16 protein-coding genes and 1 pseudogene are annotated in these 14,869 nt (G+C 72.4%); 7 read left to right on the top strand and 10 right to left on the bottom strand.

Annotation, left to right across the window (positions count from 1 at the left end; all coding sequences use genetic code 11):
- The first annotated feature begins 76 nt into the window (after positions 1–76).
- From ACESM1_RS24635 to ACESM1_RS24620, 4 genes are read left to right on the top strand one after another with little or no spacing between them, the layout of a single operon-like run.
- Positions 77–787, top strand: coding sequence for a class I SAM-dependent methyltransferase (locus tag ACESM1_RS24635; protein WP_372623876.1), 711 nt, complete (start codon positions 77–79; stop codon positions 785–787).
- 14 nt (positions 788–801) lie between these two features.
- The gene (locus ACESM1_RS24630; protein ID WP_372623875.1) at positions 802–1,830 is read left to right on the top strand and encodes a glycosyltransferase family 2 protein; all 1,029 of its coding nucleotides are present in this window, start codon (positions 802–804) and stop codon (positions 1,828–1,830) included.
- A gap of 8 nt (positions 1,831–1,838) precedes the next feature.
- On the top strand, positions 1,839–2,189 hold the full coding sequence (locus tag ACESM1_RS24625) for a DMT family transporter (RefSeq protein WP_372623874.1): 351 nt from the start codon (positions 1,839–1,841) through the stop codon (positions 2,187–2,189).
- Positions 2,186–2,638, top strand: a complete 453-nt coding sequence (locus ACESM1_RS24620) for a DUF3574 domain-containing protein (RefSeq protein ID WP_372623873.1) — start codon at positions 2,186–2,188, stop codon at positions 2,636–2,638. The genes ACESM1_RS24625 and ACESM1_RS24620 overlap by 4 nt, the downstream gene beginning before the upstream one ends.
- Positions 2,639–2,642: 4 nt before the next feature.
- On the opposite strand, the gene ACESM1_RS24615 is transcribed toward ACESM1_RS24620, so the two are convergent.
- The 7 genes from ACESM1_RS24615 to ACESM1_RS24585 form a co-directional block, all read right to left on the bottom strand.
- Positions 2,643–3,950 (bottom strand): alkaline phosphatase, encoded by a 1,308-nt coding sequence (locus tag ACESM1_RS24615; RefSeq protein WP_372623872.1) that lies wholly within the window; start codon positions 3,948–3,950, stop codon positions 2,643–2,645.
- A gap of 67 nt (positions 3,951–4,017) precedes the next feature.
- Positions 4,018–4,797 (bottom strand): tellurite resistance TerB family protein, encoded by a 780-nt coding sequence (locus ACESM1_RS24610; protein WP_372623871.1) that lies wholly within the window; start codon positions 4,795–4,797, stop codon positions 4,018–4,020.
- Between the two features lie 82 nt (positions 4,798–4,879).
- Positions 4,880–6,010 (bottom strand): DegT/DnrJ/EryC1/StrS family aminotransferase, encoded by a 1,131-nt coding sequence (locus ACESM1_RS24605; RefSeq protein WP_372623870.1) that lies wholly within the window; start codon positions 6,008–6,010, stop codon positions 4,880–4,882.
- A 15-nt stretch (positions 6,011–6,025) separates the two neighbouring features.
- Positions 6,026–7,018: an NAD-dependent epimerase/dehydratase family protein gene (locus tag ACESM1_RS24600; protein ID WP_372623869.1), complete on the bottom strand. Its 993-nt coding sequence runs from the start codon at positions 7,016–7,018 to the stop codon at positions 6,026–6,028.
- A gap of 13 nt (positions 7,019–7,031) precedes the next feature.
- Entirely contained in the window at positions 7,032–8,105 is a 1,074-nt protein-coding gene (gene rfbB, locus ACESM1_RS24595; protein ID WP_372623868.1) for a dTDP-glucose 4,6-dehydratase, read from the bottom strand.
- Positions 8,106–8,222: 117 nt separating this feature from the next.
- Complete coding sequence (locus ACESM1_RS24590; protein ID WP_372623867.1) at positions 8,223–9,206, bottom strand: potassium channel family protein; 984 nt, start codon at positions 9,204–9,206, stop codon at positions 8,223–8,225.
- Positions 9,207–9,216: 10 nt separating this feature from the next.
- The gene (locus tag ACESM1_RS24585; protein WP_372623866.1) at positions 9,217–9,570 is read right to left on the bottom strand and encodes a RidA family protein; all 354 of its coding nucleotides are present in this window, start codon (positions 9,568–9,570) and stop codon (positions 9,217–9,219) included.
- 53 nt (positions 9,571–9,623) lie between these two features.
- Here ACESM1_RS24585 and ACESM1_RS24580 point away from each other — a divergent pair, with 53 nt between their 5' ends.
- The gene (locus ACESM1_RS24580) at positions 9,624–10,130 is read left to right on the top strand and encodes a TIGR00645 family protein (protein WP_372623865.1); all 507 of its coding nucleotides are present in this window, start codon (positions 9,624–9,626) and stop codon (positions 10,128–10,130) included.
- Positions 10,131–10,139: 9 nt separating this feature from the next.
- Here the strand turns inward: ACESM1_RS24580 and ACESM1_RS24575 are convergent, their stop codons facing one another.
- The 3 genes from ACESM1_RS24575 to ACESM1_RS24565 are packed head-to-tail and all read right to left on the bottom strand — an operon-like array spanning position 10,140 to position 12,008.
- Positions 10,140–11,126, bottom strand: a complete 987-nt coding sequence (locus tag ACESM1_RS24575) for a metal ABC transporter permease (RefSeq protein ID WP_411278381.1) — start codon at positions 11,124–11,126, stop codon at positions 10,140–10,142.
- A gap of 4 nt (positions 11,127–11,130) precedes the next feature.
- On the bottom strand, positions 11,131–11,883 hold the full coding sequence (locus ACESM1_RS24570) for a metal ABC transporter ATP-binding protein (RefSeq protein ID WP_372623864.1): 753 nt from the start codon (positions 11,881–11,883) through the stop codon (positions 11,131–11,133).
- Between the two features lie 2 nt (positions 11,884–11,885).
- The gene (locus tag ACESM1_RS24565) at positions 11,886–12,008 is read right to left on the bottom strand and encodes a hypothetical protein (RefSeq protein ID WP_372623863.1); all 123 of its coding nucleotides are present in this window, start codon (positions 12,006–12,008) and stop codon (positions 11,886–11,888) included.
- 82 nt (positions 12,009–12,090) lie between these two features.
- Between ACESM1_RS24565 and ACESM1_RS24560 the strand changes: the two genes are divergently transcribed.
- Positions 12,091–13,392 (top strand): DUF445 domain-containing protein, encoded by a 1,302-nt coding sequence (locus ACESM1_RS24560; protein ID WP_372623862.1) that lies wholly within the window; start codon positions 12,091–12,093, stop codon positions 13,390–13,392.
- 109 nt (positions 13,393–13,501) lie between these two features.
- Positions 13,502–14,869: pseudogene (locus tag ACESM1_RS24555) on the top strand (hypothetical protein); the annotation flags it as partial.

Here is a 14,869-nt window from a genome sequence, read left to right as displayed (position 1 = left end):
GTCGCCGCGCGCATGCCTTGCCCTCGCCTCCGGCGGGCGTCACAAGGTTCTCGTGGAGCCAGCCGAATACGCCCTGATGGACACTGCCGAGGACGGCATGTGGTGGTACCGCGCCGCCCATGCGCGCGTGCTCGACGCGCTGCGCCGGCGCCCCGGGGCACGCGGACCGCTGCTCGATGCCGGCTGCGGCACCGGCGGGATGCTGCGCCGCTTCGGCGCCGAACTGCCGGACAGTGCGCCGGTCGGGCTGGAATACGTGCCGGAGGCGGCGCGGCGCGCCGCGACGAAATCGGGCCGCCCGGTCGCCGCCGGCGATGCCAACCGCCTGCCCTTCCCCGATGCCAGCTTCGGCGCCGCGGTCAGCATCGACGTCATCTCCCATGCCGGGGTGGAGCCGGCCCGCGCCCTGGCCGAGCTTCACCGCGTGCTGCGGCCCGGCGGGACGCTGGTGCTCAACCTGCCGGCCTATGAATGGCTGACCAGCGCGCATGATATCCGCGTGCACAATGCCCGCCGCTTCACCCGCAGCGGCGCCACGCGGCTGCTGCAGGCGGCCGGCTTCGCCGAGGTCGAGGGCCGCTACTGGAACGGCCTGCTGCTGCCGCTGATGGTGCTGCAGCGCAAGGTGCTGCAGCGCCGCCCGGACGCGCCGAGCGACGTGACCGACTTCCCGCCCTGGATCGACGCCAGCCTGCATGCCGTCTCGGAGGTCGAGCGCTGGCTCGGGCTGCGCGGCGTGCCGATGCCCGGCGGCGGCTCGATCCTGATCCTGGCCACCCGGCCGTGATGGAGACGACGGACGTGACCGACCCCGAACGCCAGGCCGCGCGCCCCGCCGCCTCCCCCGACGCCGCCATCGGCCTTTCCATCGTCGTGCCGGTGTATCGCGGCGCCGCCACGGTCGGTGCGCTGGTGGAGGCGCTGTCGCAGCTGCGGCCGGCCGGGGGGCTGGAGATCATCCTGGTCAACGACGGCAGCCCGGACAATTCCGGCGAGGTCTGCCGTGCGCTCCAGAAGGCCGCCAAGGTGCCGCTGACCTACATCGAGCACGCGCGCAACTTCGGCGAGCACAACGCGGTGATGACCGGGCTGCGGCATGTGCGCGGCAGCTACGTCATCACCATGGACGACGACCTGCAGAACCCGCCGGAGGAGGTGCTGCGCCTCTACGACCATGCGCGGCTCGGCGGCTGGGACGTGGTCTACACCCGCTACGCAGTGAAGGAGCATGAGGGCTGGCGCAACCTCGGCAGCCGCTTCGCCAACAAGGTGGCGGACATGCTGCTGGACAAACCGAAGGGGCTCTACCTCTCCTCCTTCCGCTGCATGAGCGCGCTCGCGGTGCAGGAGGTGACGAAGTACCGCGGGCCCTACCCCTATGTGGACGGCCTGCTGATGCAGGTGACGCAGCGGCTCGACAGCATCGAAGTGAAGCATCTGCCGCGCGCCGAGGGGCGCAGCAACTATACGCTGAAGCGCCTGGTGCTGCTGTGGCTGAACTTGGCGACCAACTTCTCCGTGCTGCCGCTGCGGCTGGCGATCCTGGCCGGCGTGGCGATGGGCATCGCCGGACTGCTCGGCGCCCTCCTGGTGACGGCGGAGGCGCTGATGGGGGAGACGCCCTCCGGCTGGGCCTCGATGATGACGATCACGCTGCTGATCGCCGGCGTGCAGTTCCTGATCCTCGGCGTGCTCGGCGAGTATGTCGGTCGCGCCTTCCTCTCGGCCAATGGCAAGCCGCAGGGGGTGGTGCGGGAGGTGGTGACCGCAGGCCCGGCGGTCGGCACGCAGCCGGGCGCCGAGGCGCCACGCATGCGCGCGGTCTCGTGAGCGGCGCGATGACGGCGGCCTGGATCACCCTGGCGGCGGCGATCACCACCTCGCTGATCGGCCAGGTGCTGCTGAAGGCCGGGGCATCGGGTTCCGTCGCGGCGGAGGCGGGGTTCCTCGACCAACTGTTCCGCTGGCAGACCATCATCGGGCTCGGCGCCTATGGCGGGGCGGCGCTGCTCTACATCATCGCGCTGCGGAAGATCCCGATGAGCGTGGCGCTGCCGTGCACGGCGGCGAGCTATGTGGTGATCGCACTGATCGGCTGGGGCGCCTTCGGCGAGCCGCTGGGCGCGCAGAAACTGGCGGCGATCGGGCTGATCTGCGCCGGGGTCGTGCTGCTCGCCGCGACGGCATGATCGCCCGCCTCCGGCGGGACCGCGCGAGGTGCGCGGCGCTGCTGCTGCCGCTGCTGCTCGCCGGCTGCGCGGCCCAGGGAGCGCATGAGGGGGAAGCGCTGGCCGCCTGCCCGGCCGGCCTCTCGCCGGCGACGGTGGCGGAGACCTTCTTCGGCCGCAATGCCGGCGGGCGCGAGGTGGTCTCGGACGCCGACTGGGCGCGTTTCCTCGACGAGGTGGTCACCCCCGCCTTCCCCGACGGCCTGACGGTGCTGGATGGCGCCGGCCAATGGCGCGGGCGCGCGGGGCAGGTTGCGCGGGAGCGGACCAAGCTGCTGCTGGTGGCGCTGCCCGGCGGAACGCCGGCGGAGGCGACGGCGCGGCTGGCGCCGGTGATCGCCGCCTACCGCGCCCGCTTCGGACAGGAGAGCGTCATGGTGACGACGCGCGCGGGCTGCGTAGGCTTCTGACCGCTCAATCCGGCGCCTGCCCGAACAGCGTGCGGTGGATCACCCGGTAGATGTCGGTGTTCTCCATCGTCCCGCTGATCAGGTTGCTATTCAGCCCGATCCCGCGCACCAGGATGCCGCCGGCCACGTCGTCGTCGGTCGCCCAGGTGATGGCGAAGCGGTGCCGGCGGCCGTTGCGGTCGGGTGCGCTCATGAAGGGCACGCCCGCCGTGCCGGTCGGACCGTCCCAGGGGGCGCCGTTGCCGTCGCGCTCGGCCATCGGCTGGCCCTCGCGGATGCGGCGGCGGTCGAGCACGCCGGGGCCGACCACCTGCATGCCGCCCGCATCGGAATCCGAGGTGGTGAGCATCAGCGTGCGCGGATTGGCCGCGACATAGCGGGTGAAGAGGCCGATCGCCTCGTCGGCGCGCCGCCCGGCCTCCAGCTGGCCGGCGGCGTTGTTGGAGTTGGCGAAATTGTCCGTTCCCTCCTCCTCCACCACCAGGAAGAAGCCGTCCGGCGCGCGCGCGAGCACGCGCAGCGCGGCTTCGGCCATCTCGGCCACGGTCGGCGAGCCCGGCTGATAGAGCGGCAGGTTCTCCGGCGCCAGATCCGCTTCCTTCCGCGCGTTGAAGCTGTGGTCGCGCGCGAAGATGCCCCAGACGCGGGTGGCATCCGCCGGCAACGCCTTCAGCTCGTCGGCGGTGAACACCACCGCATAGCCCTTGGCGCGCAGCTCCTCGACCAAGTTGCGGCCATCGGTGCGGCGACCCTCGCCGAAGCGGCCCATGATGCCGCGCGGCAGGTACCATTGCTCGCCGCCGGCGAGGTGCACGCGCACGCCGCTTTCCACCAGCTGCGCTACGATCTCCTCGCGGTTGCTCCGGCGCTGCACGCTGGCGATGAAGGCGCCGGTGCCCGGCTCGATCGCATCGCCGGAATTGACCAGCCCGACCCAGCGGCCGCGCGCCATCGCCTGGTGGGCGATGGAACCCTCGCCGCCGCCGAGCGGGCGGATGCGCTCGCCCTCATGCATGCCATAGGCGTTGGAGTTTGTGCGCACGCCATAGGCATGGGTACTCGCGCCGCCCTCGCTGGTGGATGTCGCGGCATCCTGCATATGACCGAGATAGACCGCCATCGCCGGCAGCCGGTCCCAGTTGAGCCTGCCATCGGGGCCGACCGTGTGCAGGCGCACCGCGCCCCAGTGGTTCACGCCCATGCCATCCGGGTGGAAGAAAATCACGTTCCCCGTGCCGCGCGGCTGCGCCGCCGCCCCGCCAGGCAGGAACACGGCGGAAAGAATGGCAGCGACGATCAGCAACACACGCATGGAATGGCCCCCTCTGTCGGGCTCACGAAATCATGAGCGCGCCGGGGTGTCCATGCGAAGGCGGAAGCTACGCGGCGGCGTCGGCCTGTCGGTCGAGATGGGCGACGAGGTCGGCCGGCAGCTGCAGCCGATGCGCCAGTGCCTGGAGATAAGCGCGCTCCGCCGGCTCGTCCGGATCCATCGCCAGGCGCGAGGCCAGGTAGAGCTCCGCCGCCTGTTCCTGCGTGCGCGCCGCGGCCGCCACCTCGCGCACGCCGATCGGCGCATCGATGGTGTCGAAGACGAAGCCCTTCGCCTCGGCATCCAGCCCGGCCTTCTCGACCTGCTCGAAGATCCGCGCGCGTTCCGTCGCGTCGATGTGGCCATCCGCCCGCGCGGCGCCGACCATCGCGCGGATCAGCGCGAGCTCGAAGGGCTCGGCGCCGGCGGCCGGCGTGGCGCCGGGCAGGAAGCGCGCATCCACCGCAACCGCGTCCTGCGGACCGGCCACCGGCGCGCTGGCCGGCGCCTGGCCGGCCTGCCAGTTCTGCCAGGCGCGATGCGCCAATGCGCCGAGCACCGCCGCGCCGCCATGGCTGAGCAGCCCGCCGCCGCGCTTGCGCGCCTTGCCGGAGAGCAGCACCGCGAGCAGCCCGCCCGCCGCCGCCACGCCGCCGGCGCCGCCCATGCGGCCGAGCACCTGTTGCGCGGTGCCACCGAGGTCGAGCGGGGCACCGCCGCCGCGCGTCGCGGCGGGTGGCTGCGCGCCCCATGGGCTCGCGGCCGGCGGTCCGGCGGCGTTCGGGTTCTGTCCAGCGGTTCCCGGTGCGCCAAGGAACCGTTCGAGGAGAGCCTTCGCGTCGATCATGCCCCGGACGTCGGGATTGCCCGGCCGGGCGACAAGAGGCGCGGGGATGACGGAGTGTTGCGCCGGCGCGCCGGGTCCCGCTCTACAGCCCGCGCAGCGCCGTGCAGACGCGCTCTACCTGCGCGTCGGTGAGTTCGGGAAACATCGGCAGGCTCATCACCTCGCCCGCGGCGCGCGCCGTCTCAGCGCAGCCGGCCGGACCCATCGGCGTGCGGCCCTGATAGGCCGGCTGCAGATGCACCGGCTGCGGATAGTGGATCGCGGTGGCGATGCCCTCGGCGCGCAGCTTCGCCATCGTCGCCGCGCGGTCCGCGACCCGCAGCACGTATTGGTGGAAGACATGCCCGGCATCGGCGCGGCGCAGCGGCGGCGCGATAGGGCCGCCGGCCAACGCGGCGTCATAGGCCGCGGCGATCGCCTGGCGCCGCGCATTGCCGGCATCGAGCGCCGTCAGCTTCACCCTGAGGATCGCCGCCTGCAACTCGTCGAGGCGGGAGTTCACGCCGACCGTCGCGCTGATGTAGCGCTCTTTCCAGCCATATTGCCGGATCGCGCCGATGCGGTCGGCCAGCGCCGCGTCGTCGGTCGTCAGCACCCCGCCGTCGCCGAGCGCGCCGAGGTTCTTGGTCGGGTACAGCGAGTAGCAGGCCACGTCACCATGGTTGCCGACCTTCTTCCCGCCGAGCGTCGCGCCATGCGCCTGGCTGCAATCCTCGATCACCGCCACGCCGTGGCGCTTCGCCGCCGCGAGCATCGGCGCGAGGTCGCAGGCCTGGCCGTACAGATGCACCGGGATCACCGCCTTGATCGGCGGCAGGCCGGGCGGCGGGTCGTCCAGCACCGCCACCAGCTCCTCGGCGTCCATCGTGTAGGTGTCGGGGTCGATGTCAAGCAGCAGCGGCGTCGCGCCGACCATCTCGATGGCCGCGACGGTCGCGACCGCGGTGTGGGAGACGGTGACCACCGTCGCCCCCGGCCCGATGCCGAGGCCGCGCAGTGCCAGCGTCAGCGCATCGGTGCCGTTGGCGCAGCCGATGGCGCGCCTTGCTCCCTGCCAGGCCGCGTATTCCGCCTCGAAGGCCTCCCCCTCCTTGCCGAGGATGTACCAGCCTGAGCCGAGCGCGCGCGCGACGGCGGCGTCGATCTCCACCTTCTGCGCGCGGTAGCCCGCGCCGGGATCGGCCTGCGGGACGGTGATGGTGGTGGCGTTCATCGATCTGGCCTCTCCTCAGGCCGTGTATTCGGCAAGGCGCGGGCGATACCATCCCAGCGAGCGGCGCAGCCCCTCATCCACGTCCACCCGCGGCCACCAGCCGGTGGCGGCGCGGAAGGCGCGGTCGTCGGCGGCGAAGCTGCCGATGTCGATCGGCGCACGGTCGGCCGGAAACTCCTTGATCTCGTAGCGGCCGGCGCCGCCATTCGCCGCGATCAGCTTCTCCGCCAGGTCCTTCAGCGAGAGTGGCGGCGCGCCGCCGATGTTGAACACCTTGCCGCCGAGCTGCGCCTCATGCGCGTGCTGCGCCGCACGCAGGAAGGCGTCCACCACGTCGTCGAGATAGGTGAGGTCGCGCAGCTGCTCGCCGCCCCACACCTCGAAAGCCTCGCCTTCCAGCACGCGGCGGATCCAGATGCCGAGGAAGGTCTGCCGCGCATCCTTGATGCGCAGGCGAGGCCCGTAGCAATTTGTCAGCCGGAGGGAGACCACCGGTCGCCCATGCACGCGGTTCTCCAGCAGCCAGTACTGCTCGCCCGCCCATTTCGACACGCCGTTGGCATCCGGCGGGTTGACGGTGTGCTTCTCGTCCACCGGCAGGTATTGCGGGCGGCCGTAGAATTGCCGCGTCGAGGCATGCACCACCACCGCCTTCGGCGCCGCCTCCCGCATCGCGCCGATCAGCCGCACCTGGGCCACCGCGTTGATCGCGATGTCGGCGACGGGGTCGCGCTGGCCGCCCATGTGGCTGGTCTGCGCGGCCATGTTGAACATCACGTCGATGCCCTGGCAGAGCGAATGCAGCTCCGCATCGCGGATGTCGCCGCGCACCAGCATCACGTTGCTGCCTTCGAGGTTCAGCGGGCTGGCGCCGCCATCCGGCACCATCGCATCCAGCGCCACCACCCGCGCGCCCTCGGCGGCGAGCGCATGGCACAGGCCACTGCCGAGGAAGCCGGCCCCGCCGGTCACCAGAATGCGCTTGCCGCGCCAGCCGTCGAACGCCATTGCGTATCCGTCCTCAACCGCCGGCGGCTGGCGCCGCCTGGCCCAGCCGCTGCCCCGCATAGCGCCGCGCGCGGATCGGGCCCCACCAGGCCTCGTTGGCGAGGTACCAGCGCAAGGTCTGCTCCAGCCCGGCCTCGAAGTCGTAGCGGGCCTTCCAGCCCAGCGCCGCCTCGGCGCGGCCGGGGTCCATCGCGTAGCGGAAATCGTGGCCGGGGCGATCCTTCACGAAGGTGATCAGCCTCTCGCGCGGGCCGGCCGGATCGGGCCGCAGCCGGTCCAGCACCGTGCAGATCGCCTTCACCACCTGCAGGTTGGTGCGTTCCTGCCGTGGCCCGATGCAATAGGTCTCGCCCGGCCTCCCGGCCCCCAGCGCGGCGGCGCAGAGCGCCTCGGCATGGTCCTCCACATGGATCCAGTCGCGCACGTTGGAGCCATCGCCATAGACCGGCAGCTTCCGCCCCTCGAGCGCGTTCAGCGCCACCAGCGGGATCAGCTTCTCCGGGAATTGCCAGGGCCCGTAGTTGTTCGTGGTGTTGGAGACGAAGGCCGGCAGGCCGTAGGTGTGCTGCCAGGCGCGCACCAGGTGGTCCGACGCCGCCTTCGACGCCGAATAGGGGCTGCGCGGGTCATAGGGCGTGGTCTCGCAGAAGGGCGGGTCGCCGTGGTCGAGCGCGCCGAACACCTCGTCGGTGGAGACATGGTGGAAGCGGAACTCCTCCTTCGCCGCGCCCTCCAGCCCGTTCCAGTGGCCGCGCGCGGCTTCCAGCAGCACCTGCGTGCCGACCACGTTGGTGCGAATGAACTCGGCCGGCCCGTCGATCGAGCGGTCCACATGGCTCTCGGCCGCCAGGTGCATCACCACCTGCGGGCGCCATTCGGCGAAGGCCGCGCGCATCGCCTCGGCATCGCAGATGTCGGCCTTGAGCTGCACGTGGCGGCGATGGCCGCGCGCCTCCTCCAGCGCTTCATGGCTGGCCGCGTAGGTCTCCTTGTCCACATTGACCACGACGTGGTCGGTGGTGCGGATCAGGTGGCGGATGACGGCCGAGCCGATGAAGCCCAGGCCGCCGGTCAGGAGGATGTGCATCGCGAATATCCAGCGCAGCGCCACAGATGCCCGGCGATTGCGGCGGAACCACGTCGCCGGGCCGGCGCGATGGTGGCCCGCGACACCGCCGGAAAGGCCGGCTGACGCCCGGGCGCGTCAGCCACCGGGCGGAGAATGCCCGTCCTGCGACTTGTGGTCGAGATGCCGGGCGGCGACCCGGTTCTCCCGCGCCCGCATGATCTCGGCGAAGCCGAACAGCAGCAACAGCTGCCCCGCCACCACCTGCAGGCTGGCCAGCACGCGGATGCCGTTGTCGTGCGGATGGATGTCGCCGTAGCCGACCGTGGAGAGGGTGGCGAGCGAGAAGTGCAGCGCATCCGAATAGGTGATGCGGATCGGCCCGCCCGGCCCGTTGAACAGCGGCACGTGCGAAAGCCCGTCGGAGATCCGGTAGGCCGCGGCGAAGAACACCACGGCCAGCGCATACAGCAGCAGGAAGGCGGTGGCCGGCACCACCAGGTGGCGCAATCGGGAGGAGATCTCGTCCATGATCTGCGAGACATCCACCAGCAGCCGCACCACGTTGCGCTCGGCCAGCGCCACGATGCCGGCGATCACCGCCATCGCCGCCAGCAGCGCCGCGCCCTGGACCATCGGCTCCTGCCGGTTCACCGGCAGCACGAAGCAGACCACGCCCACCAGCGCGGCGAGGAACAGCCATCGCCCCGTCCATGGGAGTTGCTCGAGGTCCTGCTCGCCATGGTGGGAGACGATCGAGGCCACTTCCCGCCGGCGCCAGGCGGCCATGCCGATGAAGGCGACCACCGGCAGCAGATAGGCCAGCGACCGCGACCAGTCCGGCGCATCGGGGAACTGCGCGCGGCCCAGCACGACGAAAAGCGTGGCATAGAGCGCCTGCCCGGCCGAGGTGCCGATGGCGAAATGCATCCCGTGCGGGAACAGCCAGTAGAGGACGCCGAGGCCGACGCCGGCGGAGCCGACCACCGTCGCCGGCAGCATCCATCCGGCATCGCCGACACCCCAGGCGACCATCACAGCCAGCGACAGCGAGAGGGCGGTCGGCTGCAGCCACGCCGCCAACCCGGGGCGACCGTGGCCGTGCCGGCGGGGCGCGGTCATCGTGGCGGTGTCATTGCGGGGCCTGGGCCACGCCGGTGATCTCCACCTTCCAGCTTGGGTCCACCAGCGGCGCCTCGATGGTCATCCGCGCCGGCTTGTGGCCGCGGTCGAGCCAGGCATCCCAGGCACGGTTCATCGCCGGCGCGTCGCGGATATCCGCCAACACGACGGTGATCGAGAGCAGTGCGCGCTTGTCGGTGCCGGCCTCGGCGAGCAGGGCATCGATCTGGCGCAGGATGTCGGCGGTCTGGCCCTCGGCATCGAGGCTCGCATCGTCGGCGACCTGGCCGGCGAGCCAGATCAGCCCGCCCCCGACCACCGCGCCCGACAGGCGTTCCTCCTCGGCGATGCGACGAATCGTCATGCTTCCCTCCGTGTCAGGCGACACATCTAACACTGTCCTGCCGGGAGACTGACATGTACGTGAAACTGGACAAGGCCGTCCTCGCAAGCCGCTGGATTCTGGCGGTGTTCTTCATCGGACTTGGCGTGGCGCTCGCGGCCTACGCAGTCCGCTTCGGCTACAATCTGTGGATCTTCACCACCACCGCGCTCAGCGCGGAAGAGACCGCGATGCTCATCGGGCTGCTGCACCTGCTGGATGCCGCGCTGGTGGCCTCGCTGGTGATGACGGTGGTGATCGCCTCCTATGACAGCCTGGTCTCGCGCCTGTCGGAGGAGGACAAGCAGGGCAAGCCCTCCTGGGTGGCGACGGTCGATCCGGGGAACCTGAAGATCAAGCTGTCCACCTCGCTGGTCGCGATCTCCTCGATCCACCTGCTGCAGATCTTCATGGAAACCTCGACCTACGATGACCGCAAGGTGATGTGGGCCCTGGCGATCCATGGCACCTTCCTGGTCGGCGCCTTGGTGCTCGGCACGCTGGACCGGCTCACCGCCCATACCGAGCATGGCAAGCTGTAGCCGGCAGGCTCACCCCGCCAGGTGCGGGCGCCGGACCAGCCGCGGCAGCAGCCCGTCCACCGGCCCCGCCAGCACAGAGACGGCCCAGAGCAGCCCCGCCGCCAGCACGATGGCCGGGCCGGAGGGCACGTCCAGATGATAGGAGGCGAGCAGCCCGCCATAGGCCGCCAGCACCGCCATCCCCACCGCCGCATAGGCCAGCCCCGAGAGCTCCCGCGACCAGTGGCGGGAGGCGACGGCCGGCAGCATCATCAGCCCCACCGCCATCAGCGTGCCCATCGCCTGGAAGGCGGCCAGCACGTTCAGCACCACCAGCACCAGCAGCAGCATGTGCCACAGCCCGCCCTGCGCGCCCTCGGCACGGGCGAAGGCGGGGTCGAAGCATTCCAGCGCCAGCGGCCGCCAGGCCAGGGCAAGCGCCGGCAGGGTGAGCGTCGCCACGCCGGCCATCAGGAACAGCGCCGGATCGTCCACGCCCAGCACCTGGCCGAACAGCAGATGCGTCAGGTCCGCCGCGTCGCCGCGCAGCGAGACCATGGCGACCCCGAGGGCCAGCGCGATGAGGTAGAGCGCGGTCAGCGCCGCATCCTCCCGCCCGCCGGTCGCACGGGAGAGCGCGCCCGCGCCGAGCGCCACCACCAGCCCCGCCACCAGCCCGCCTAGCGACATGGCGGGTACGGAGAGGCCCGCGATCAGGAAGCCCGCGGCGATGCCCGGCGTGACGCCATGCGCCAGCACCTCGGCGGTCAGGCTGGTGCGGCGCAGCATGAGAAACACGCCGAGCGGCGGCGCGGCCAAGGCCAGCGCCAGACAGCCGACCAGGGCGCGGCGCATGAAGCCGAATTCGAGGAAGGGGCCGAAGAGGAACTCAGCCATGCGGTAGGAGGTGGCGCGCCTCGGGGTCGCGAAGGCGGCCCGCGCGCAGCGTTCGGCCGCAACCGGGCGCATCAGCGCGTCGGCGCGGAAGCCAGGCGTGCGCCCGGCGTCTGAGGGCAAGCATCTACGCCGCCCGGCTGTCGCAGACCGGCGCCGCCTCGTCCCAGGCTTCCGCCATCATCCGCGCCTTCAGGCGGTTGGCGGCGGTCAGCACCTCCGCAGTCGGGCCGAAGGCGATCTTCTCGCGCGCCAGCAGCAGGCAATCCGGGAACTCGGCGCGGACCAGTTCCAGGTCGTGCAGCACCGCCACCACCGTCCGCCCCTCGCCATGCCAGCGCTTCAGCACCGCGAGCAGGTCGGCGGCGGTGCGTGCATCCACGGCGTTGAACGGCTCGTCCAGCAGGATCAGGTCGGCGTCCTGCACCAGCAGCCGGGCGAAGAGCAGGCGCTGGAACTGCCCGGCCGACATCTCGCCGACCGGCCGCGGCCCGAAGCCGCCCAGGCCCACCGCCTCCAGCGCCGCGGCGGCGCGCTCCAGATCCTTCCGCGATGCACCGCGTAGGGCACCGAGGCGGGACCACAGCCCCTGCAGCACCACGTCGCGGCAGAGGATCGGGAAGCCGCGGTCCATGCCCGACTGCTGCGGCAGCAGCGCCACCCGCGGCTTGCGGCCATCCGCATGGGCGACGGCGATATGGCCTTCGTCCACCTTGTGCAGCCCCGCCACCGCACGCAGCAGGGTGGTCTTGCCCGCCCCGTTCGGCCCGACGATGGCCGTCAGGCTGCCCGGAGCGAAGCGCGCGGAAAGGTGGTGCACCGCCGGATGCCGGCGGTACGTCGCCGTCAGGTGCTCGATACGGAGTTCGGGGCCGCGCATGGTCAGACGAACCGCGCCCAGGCCACCGCCGCCCAGAGCAGCGCCAGCACGCCGGCCGCCAGCAGCAGCCGCAGCGCGGCGCCGGCGGACAGCGCGAGCGGATCGGAGGGAAGCAGGTCTCGCATGGCTACCTTATAACGTAGCATTCCCTATAGCGTTGACGGCCCCGCTGGGCAAAGGGCATCGCGCGGCCTACCTGCGTGCGGCATGCAGGGCAGACCCGATCCCCTCCCCCTCCCCGCCCCTCTCGACCCGGAGGCGGAGCTGCGACGGGCGCTCACCCGCCAACGCGCCCTCGCCACCGCGCTGCTGGCCGGCATGGGCGGGCTGCTGGTGGGCTCCTACTGGCTGCCGCCGGGCTACTGGACCGAGCTGCTGCAGGCCTCGGCCAAGGCGGGCGTGGTCGGCGGCATCGCCGACTGGTTCGCGGTGACGGCACTGTTCCGCCATCCGCTCGGCCTGCCGATCCCGCACACCGCCATCATCCCCCGCCAGAAGGAGCGCCTGGGCGCCGGCCTCGGCCGCTTCGTGGCGAACCACGTCTTCACGGAAGACGAGGTGCGGCGCGTCATCGGCCGGCTCGATCTGGCGCGCATCCTGCGCGACTTTCTGGCCGACCCCGATGCGGTGCGCCCGGCCGCGGTGGCGCTGGCCGGCGCCATGCCGAAGGTGCTGGCCAGCCTGGAAGATGGCCGCGCCCGGCGGCTGCTGACCCGCATCGTCCCGCGCCTGGCCGGCGGCCCCGGCGCGGCGAAGGTGATCGCCAAAGCGCTGACCGCGCTGATCGAGGGTGGCCGCCATCAGGAGGTGTTCGGGCTGGCCGTCGGCCAACTCAAGGTCGTGCTCACCGCCAAGGAGGACCAGCTCAGGACCGCCATCGAGGCGCGGGTGCGCGCGGAAGGCGGCTCGCTGGTCGGCTGGATCGCCGGCGCTGCGATCGCGCGCCGCGTGCTCGGCGCGCTGAACCATGAGCTGGACCGGGTGGAGCCCGGCGATTCCGACCTGCGCCACGCCTTCGAGGAATGGGTGCGCGCCGAGATCGCCCGGATGGAGGAGGACCCCGAACGCGCCGCCGCCATCGGCCGCGCCGTGCGGGAGGCGCTGGCCCATCCGGCGGTCGCCGCCTGGCTCGGCGACATCTGGGCGCGGCTGCGGACGGCGATGGAGGCCGATGCCGCCAACCCCTCCGGCCGCACGGTGCAGGTGATCGCCGGGATGCTCGGCAATCTCGGCGACGTGCTTGCGCATGACCCGGCGGCGCGCGAGCGCCTGAACCGGGCAGCGGAGCGGGTGCTGATCGCGCTGCTGCCGAATGCCCGCGCGCAGATCTCCGACTTCATCGCCGGCGTCGTGCGTGGCTGGGATACCGCCACCGTGACGGAGAAGATCGAGCTGCGGGTCGGCAAGGACCTGCAATATGTGCGCATCAACGGCACGCTGGTGGGTTTCCTGGTCGGCGGCGGCCTGTTCGCGCTGCTGACGGCGATCTTCGGCCGCATCGCCGTCTAGTTCACGCAGGCGTCACCGCATCCTGCGGAACGACCCGCGAGGTCGCATGCCCGTTCCGCTCCGCCCGGCGTTGCGCGTGTGACAGCAGCAGCGAGGGGTGGAGGCTGGCATGGCGGGCATCGGGCGAATCTGGCCGCGGCATGGGCGGCGCCGCAAGGGCGCGGCGGAAGATGCACCTTTCTTCGAGGCTGCCCCCCCGCCGAGGCCCGACCGCCCCGCCCTCACCCCCGCGGAGGAGGCCGAGAGCCTGGCCCGCTGGCACCAGGCCCGCCGCCAGGCCGATCCGCTGGCGCCGAGGGCGGGCGAGCTTGCCGGGATCGGGGCGCTGGCGGCGGGGCTGCTGGGGCTCGGCGCCGCGGAACGCGCCGCCCGATTCGGCGAAGGGGGAGGCAAGGGCGACGGGAGCCCGGCCGAGACCGGGCAGGCGGGGGTCGCCGGCTTCGTGGGCGATTTCTCCTCGGAGTTCAGCCTTTCCGCCAGGGGCTGGCGCTGGAGCCCGGAGGGGCCCGCGGAGGCCGCACCCGATTTCGCTGCAGGCACCGGCGCCACGGTGATCGGCCCCTTTCGCTACACGCCGGGCAGCGCCGGGCTGGCGGATGCGCAGCCCCTCGCGACGCCACCTGCTGGCGAGGCCGCCAAGGCGCCGCACCCGTTCGCCGTCGCCGCGGTGACCGAGCCTGCCGGCGCCAGCAAGCCTGCCGCGACGCTGCCCAACGCCATGGCCACCGTTGGCGGATTCTCCGAGTTGCTGGCGGCGGCGCCCGCGACGGGGGAAAACGCCGCAGCGGCTGCGCAGCAGACCGCCCGGCTTGTCGAGTCGGCGCCCGCCTCCGCCGAGGCTGCGCCGGCCCCGGCCCGCGTCGAGGCTGCCGAACGGCAGGTGAGCTTGAGTTCGCCCGCCACCGAGACGGCGCCGAAGAGCTCGGCTGGCGAGGGTGACGCAGGCCGCGCGGAGGCGCCGCGTGCGACGCAGGTCGCGGATCGAGGTGCGGCGCCTCAGGACCAGGCGGAGATCGCGCCCCCGGTCGCCAACCCCGCGCCGCCAAGCCCCGGCTCCAGGCCGGCTGCGCAGGACGACAACCGCCCGCCGGAGCCCGCGGCGGGTGCGTCCGGCCCCATCGTTGCGCCAGGCCGGCAGGACGACAGCGGCAGCCCGCCGGTGGTCGCCGAGGTCACGCCGCCCGGCCTCGCCACCGCGCCGGGCCCGCAGGACGACAACAGCAGCCCGCCGGCGGTCGCCGAGGTCACGCCACCCGGCCTCGCCATCGCGCCGGGCCAGCAGGACGACAACAGCACTCCGCCGGTGGTTGCCGAGGTCACGCCGCCCGGCCTCGCCACCGCCCCGGGCCAGCAGGACGACGGCAGCCCGCCGGTAGTCGCTGAGGTCACGCCACCCGGCCTCGCCATCGCCCCGGGCCTGCAGGACGACAACGGCAGCCCGCCGGTGGTTGCCGAGGTCACGCCACCCGGCCTCGCC

Origin of the sequence: Falsiroseomonas sp. (genome assembly GCF_041690465.1) — a bacterium.
In the GTDB taxonomy this organism is placed as follows: domain Bacteria; phylum Pseudomonadota; class Alphaproteobacteria; order Acetobacterales; family Acetobacteraceae; genus Falsiroseomonas.
The sequence above is the reverse complement of the archived record's forward strand: the minus strand, read 5'-3'. Positions and strand labels throughout refer to the sequence as shown.

Coding starts and splice junctions, on each gene's coding strand:
- ACESM1_RS24580 (WP_372623865.1), top strand. CDS start 9,624: ATGTACGTGAAACTGGACAAGGCCGTCCTCGCAAGCCGCTGGATTCTG.
- ACESM1_RS24635 (WP_372623876.1), top strand. CDS start 77: ATGGACACTGCCGAGGACGGCATGTGGTGGTACCGCGCCGCCCATGCG.
- ACESM1_RS24600 (WP_372623869.1), bottom strand. CDS start 7,018: ATGGCGTTCGACGGCTGGCGCGGCAAGCGCATTCTGGTGACCGGCGGG.
- ACESM1_RS24570 (WP_372623864.1), bottom strand. CDS start 11,883: ATGCGCGGCCCCGAACTCCGTATCGAGCACCTGACGGCGACGTACCGC.
- ACESM1_RS24590 (WP_372623867.1), bottom strand. CDS start 9,206: ATGACCGCGCCCCGCCGGCACGGCCACGGTCGCCCCGGGTTGGCGGCG.
- ACESM1_RS24585 (WP_372623866.1), bottom strand. CDS start 9,570: ATGACGATTCGTCGCATCGCCGAGGAGGAACGCCTGTCGGGCGCGGTG.
- ACESM1_RS24620 (WP_372623873.1), top strand. CDS start 2,186: ATGATCGCCCGCCTCCGGCGGGACCGCGCGAGGTGCGCGGCGCTGCTG.
- ACESM1_RS24565 (WP_372623863.1), bottom strand. CDS start 12,008: ATGCGAGACCTGCTTCCCTCCGATCCGCTCGCGCTGTCCGCCGGCGCC.
- ACESM1_RS24560 (WP_372623862.1), top strand. CDS start 12,091: ATGCAGGGCAGACCCGATCCCCTCCCCCTCCCCGCCCCTCTCGACCCG.
- ACESM1_RS24605 (WP_372623870.1), bottom strand. CDS start 6,010: ATGAACGCCACCACCATCACCGTCCCGCAGGCCGATCCCGGCGCGGGC.
- ACESM1_RS24610 (WP_372623871.1), bottom strand. CDS start 4,797: ATGATCGACGCGAAGGCTCTCCTCGAACGGTTCCTTGGCGCACCGGGA.
- ACESM1_RS24625 (WP_372623874.1), top strand. CDS start 1,839: ATGACGGCGGCCTGGATCACCCTGGCGGCGGCGATCACCACCTCGCTG.
- ACESM1_RS24615 (WP_372623872.1), bottom strand. CDS start 3,950: ATGCGTGTGTTGCTGATCGTCGCTGCCATTCTTTCCGCCGTGTTCCTG.
- rfbB (WP_372623868.1), bottom strand. CDS start 8,105: ATGCACATCCTCCTGACCGGCGGCCTGGGCTTCATCGGCTCGGCCGTC.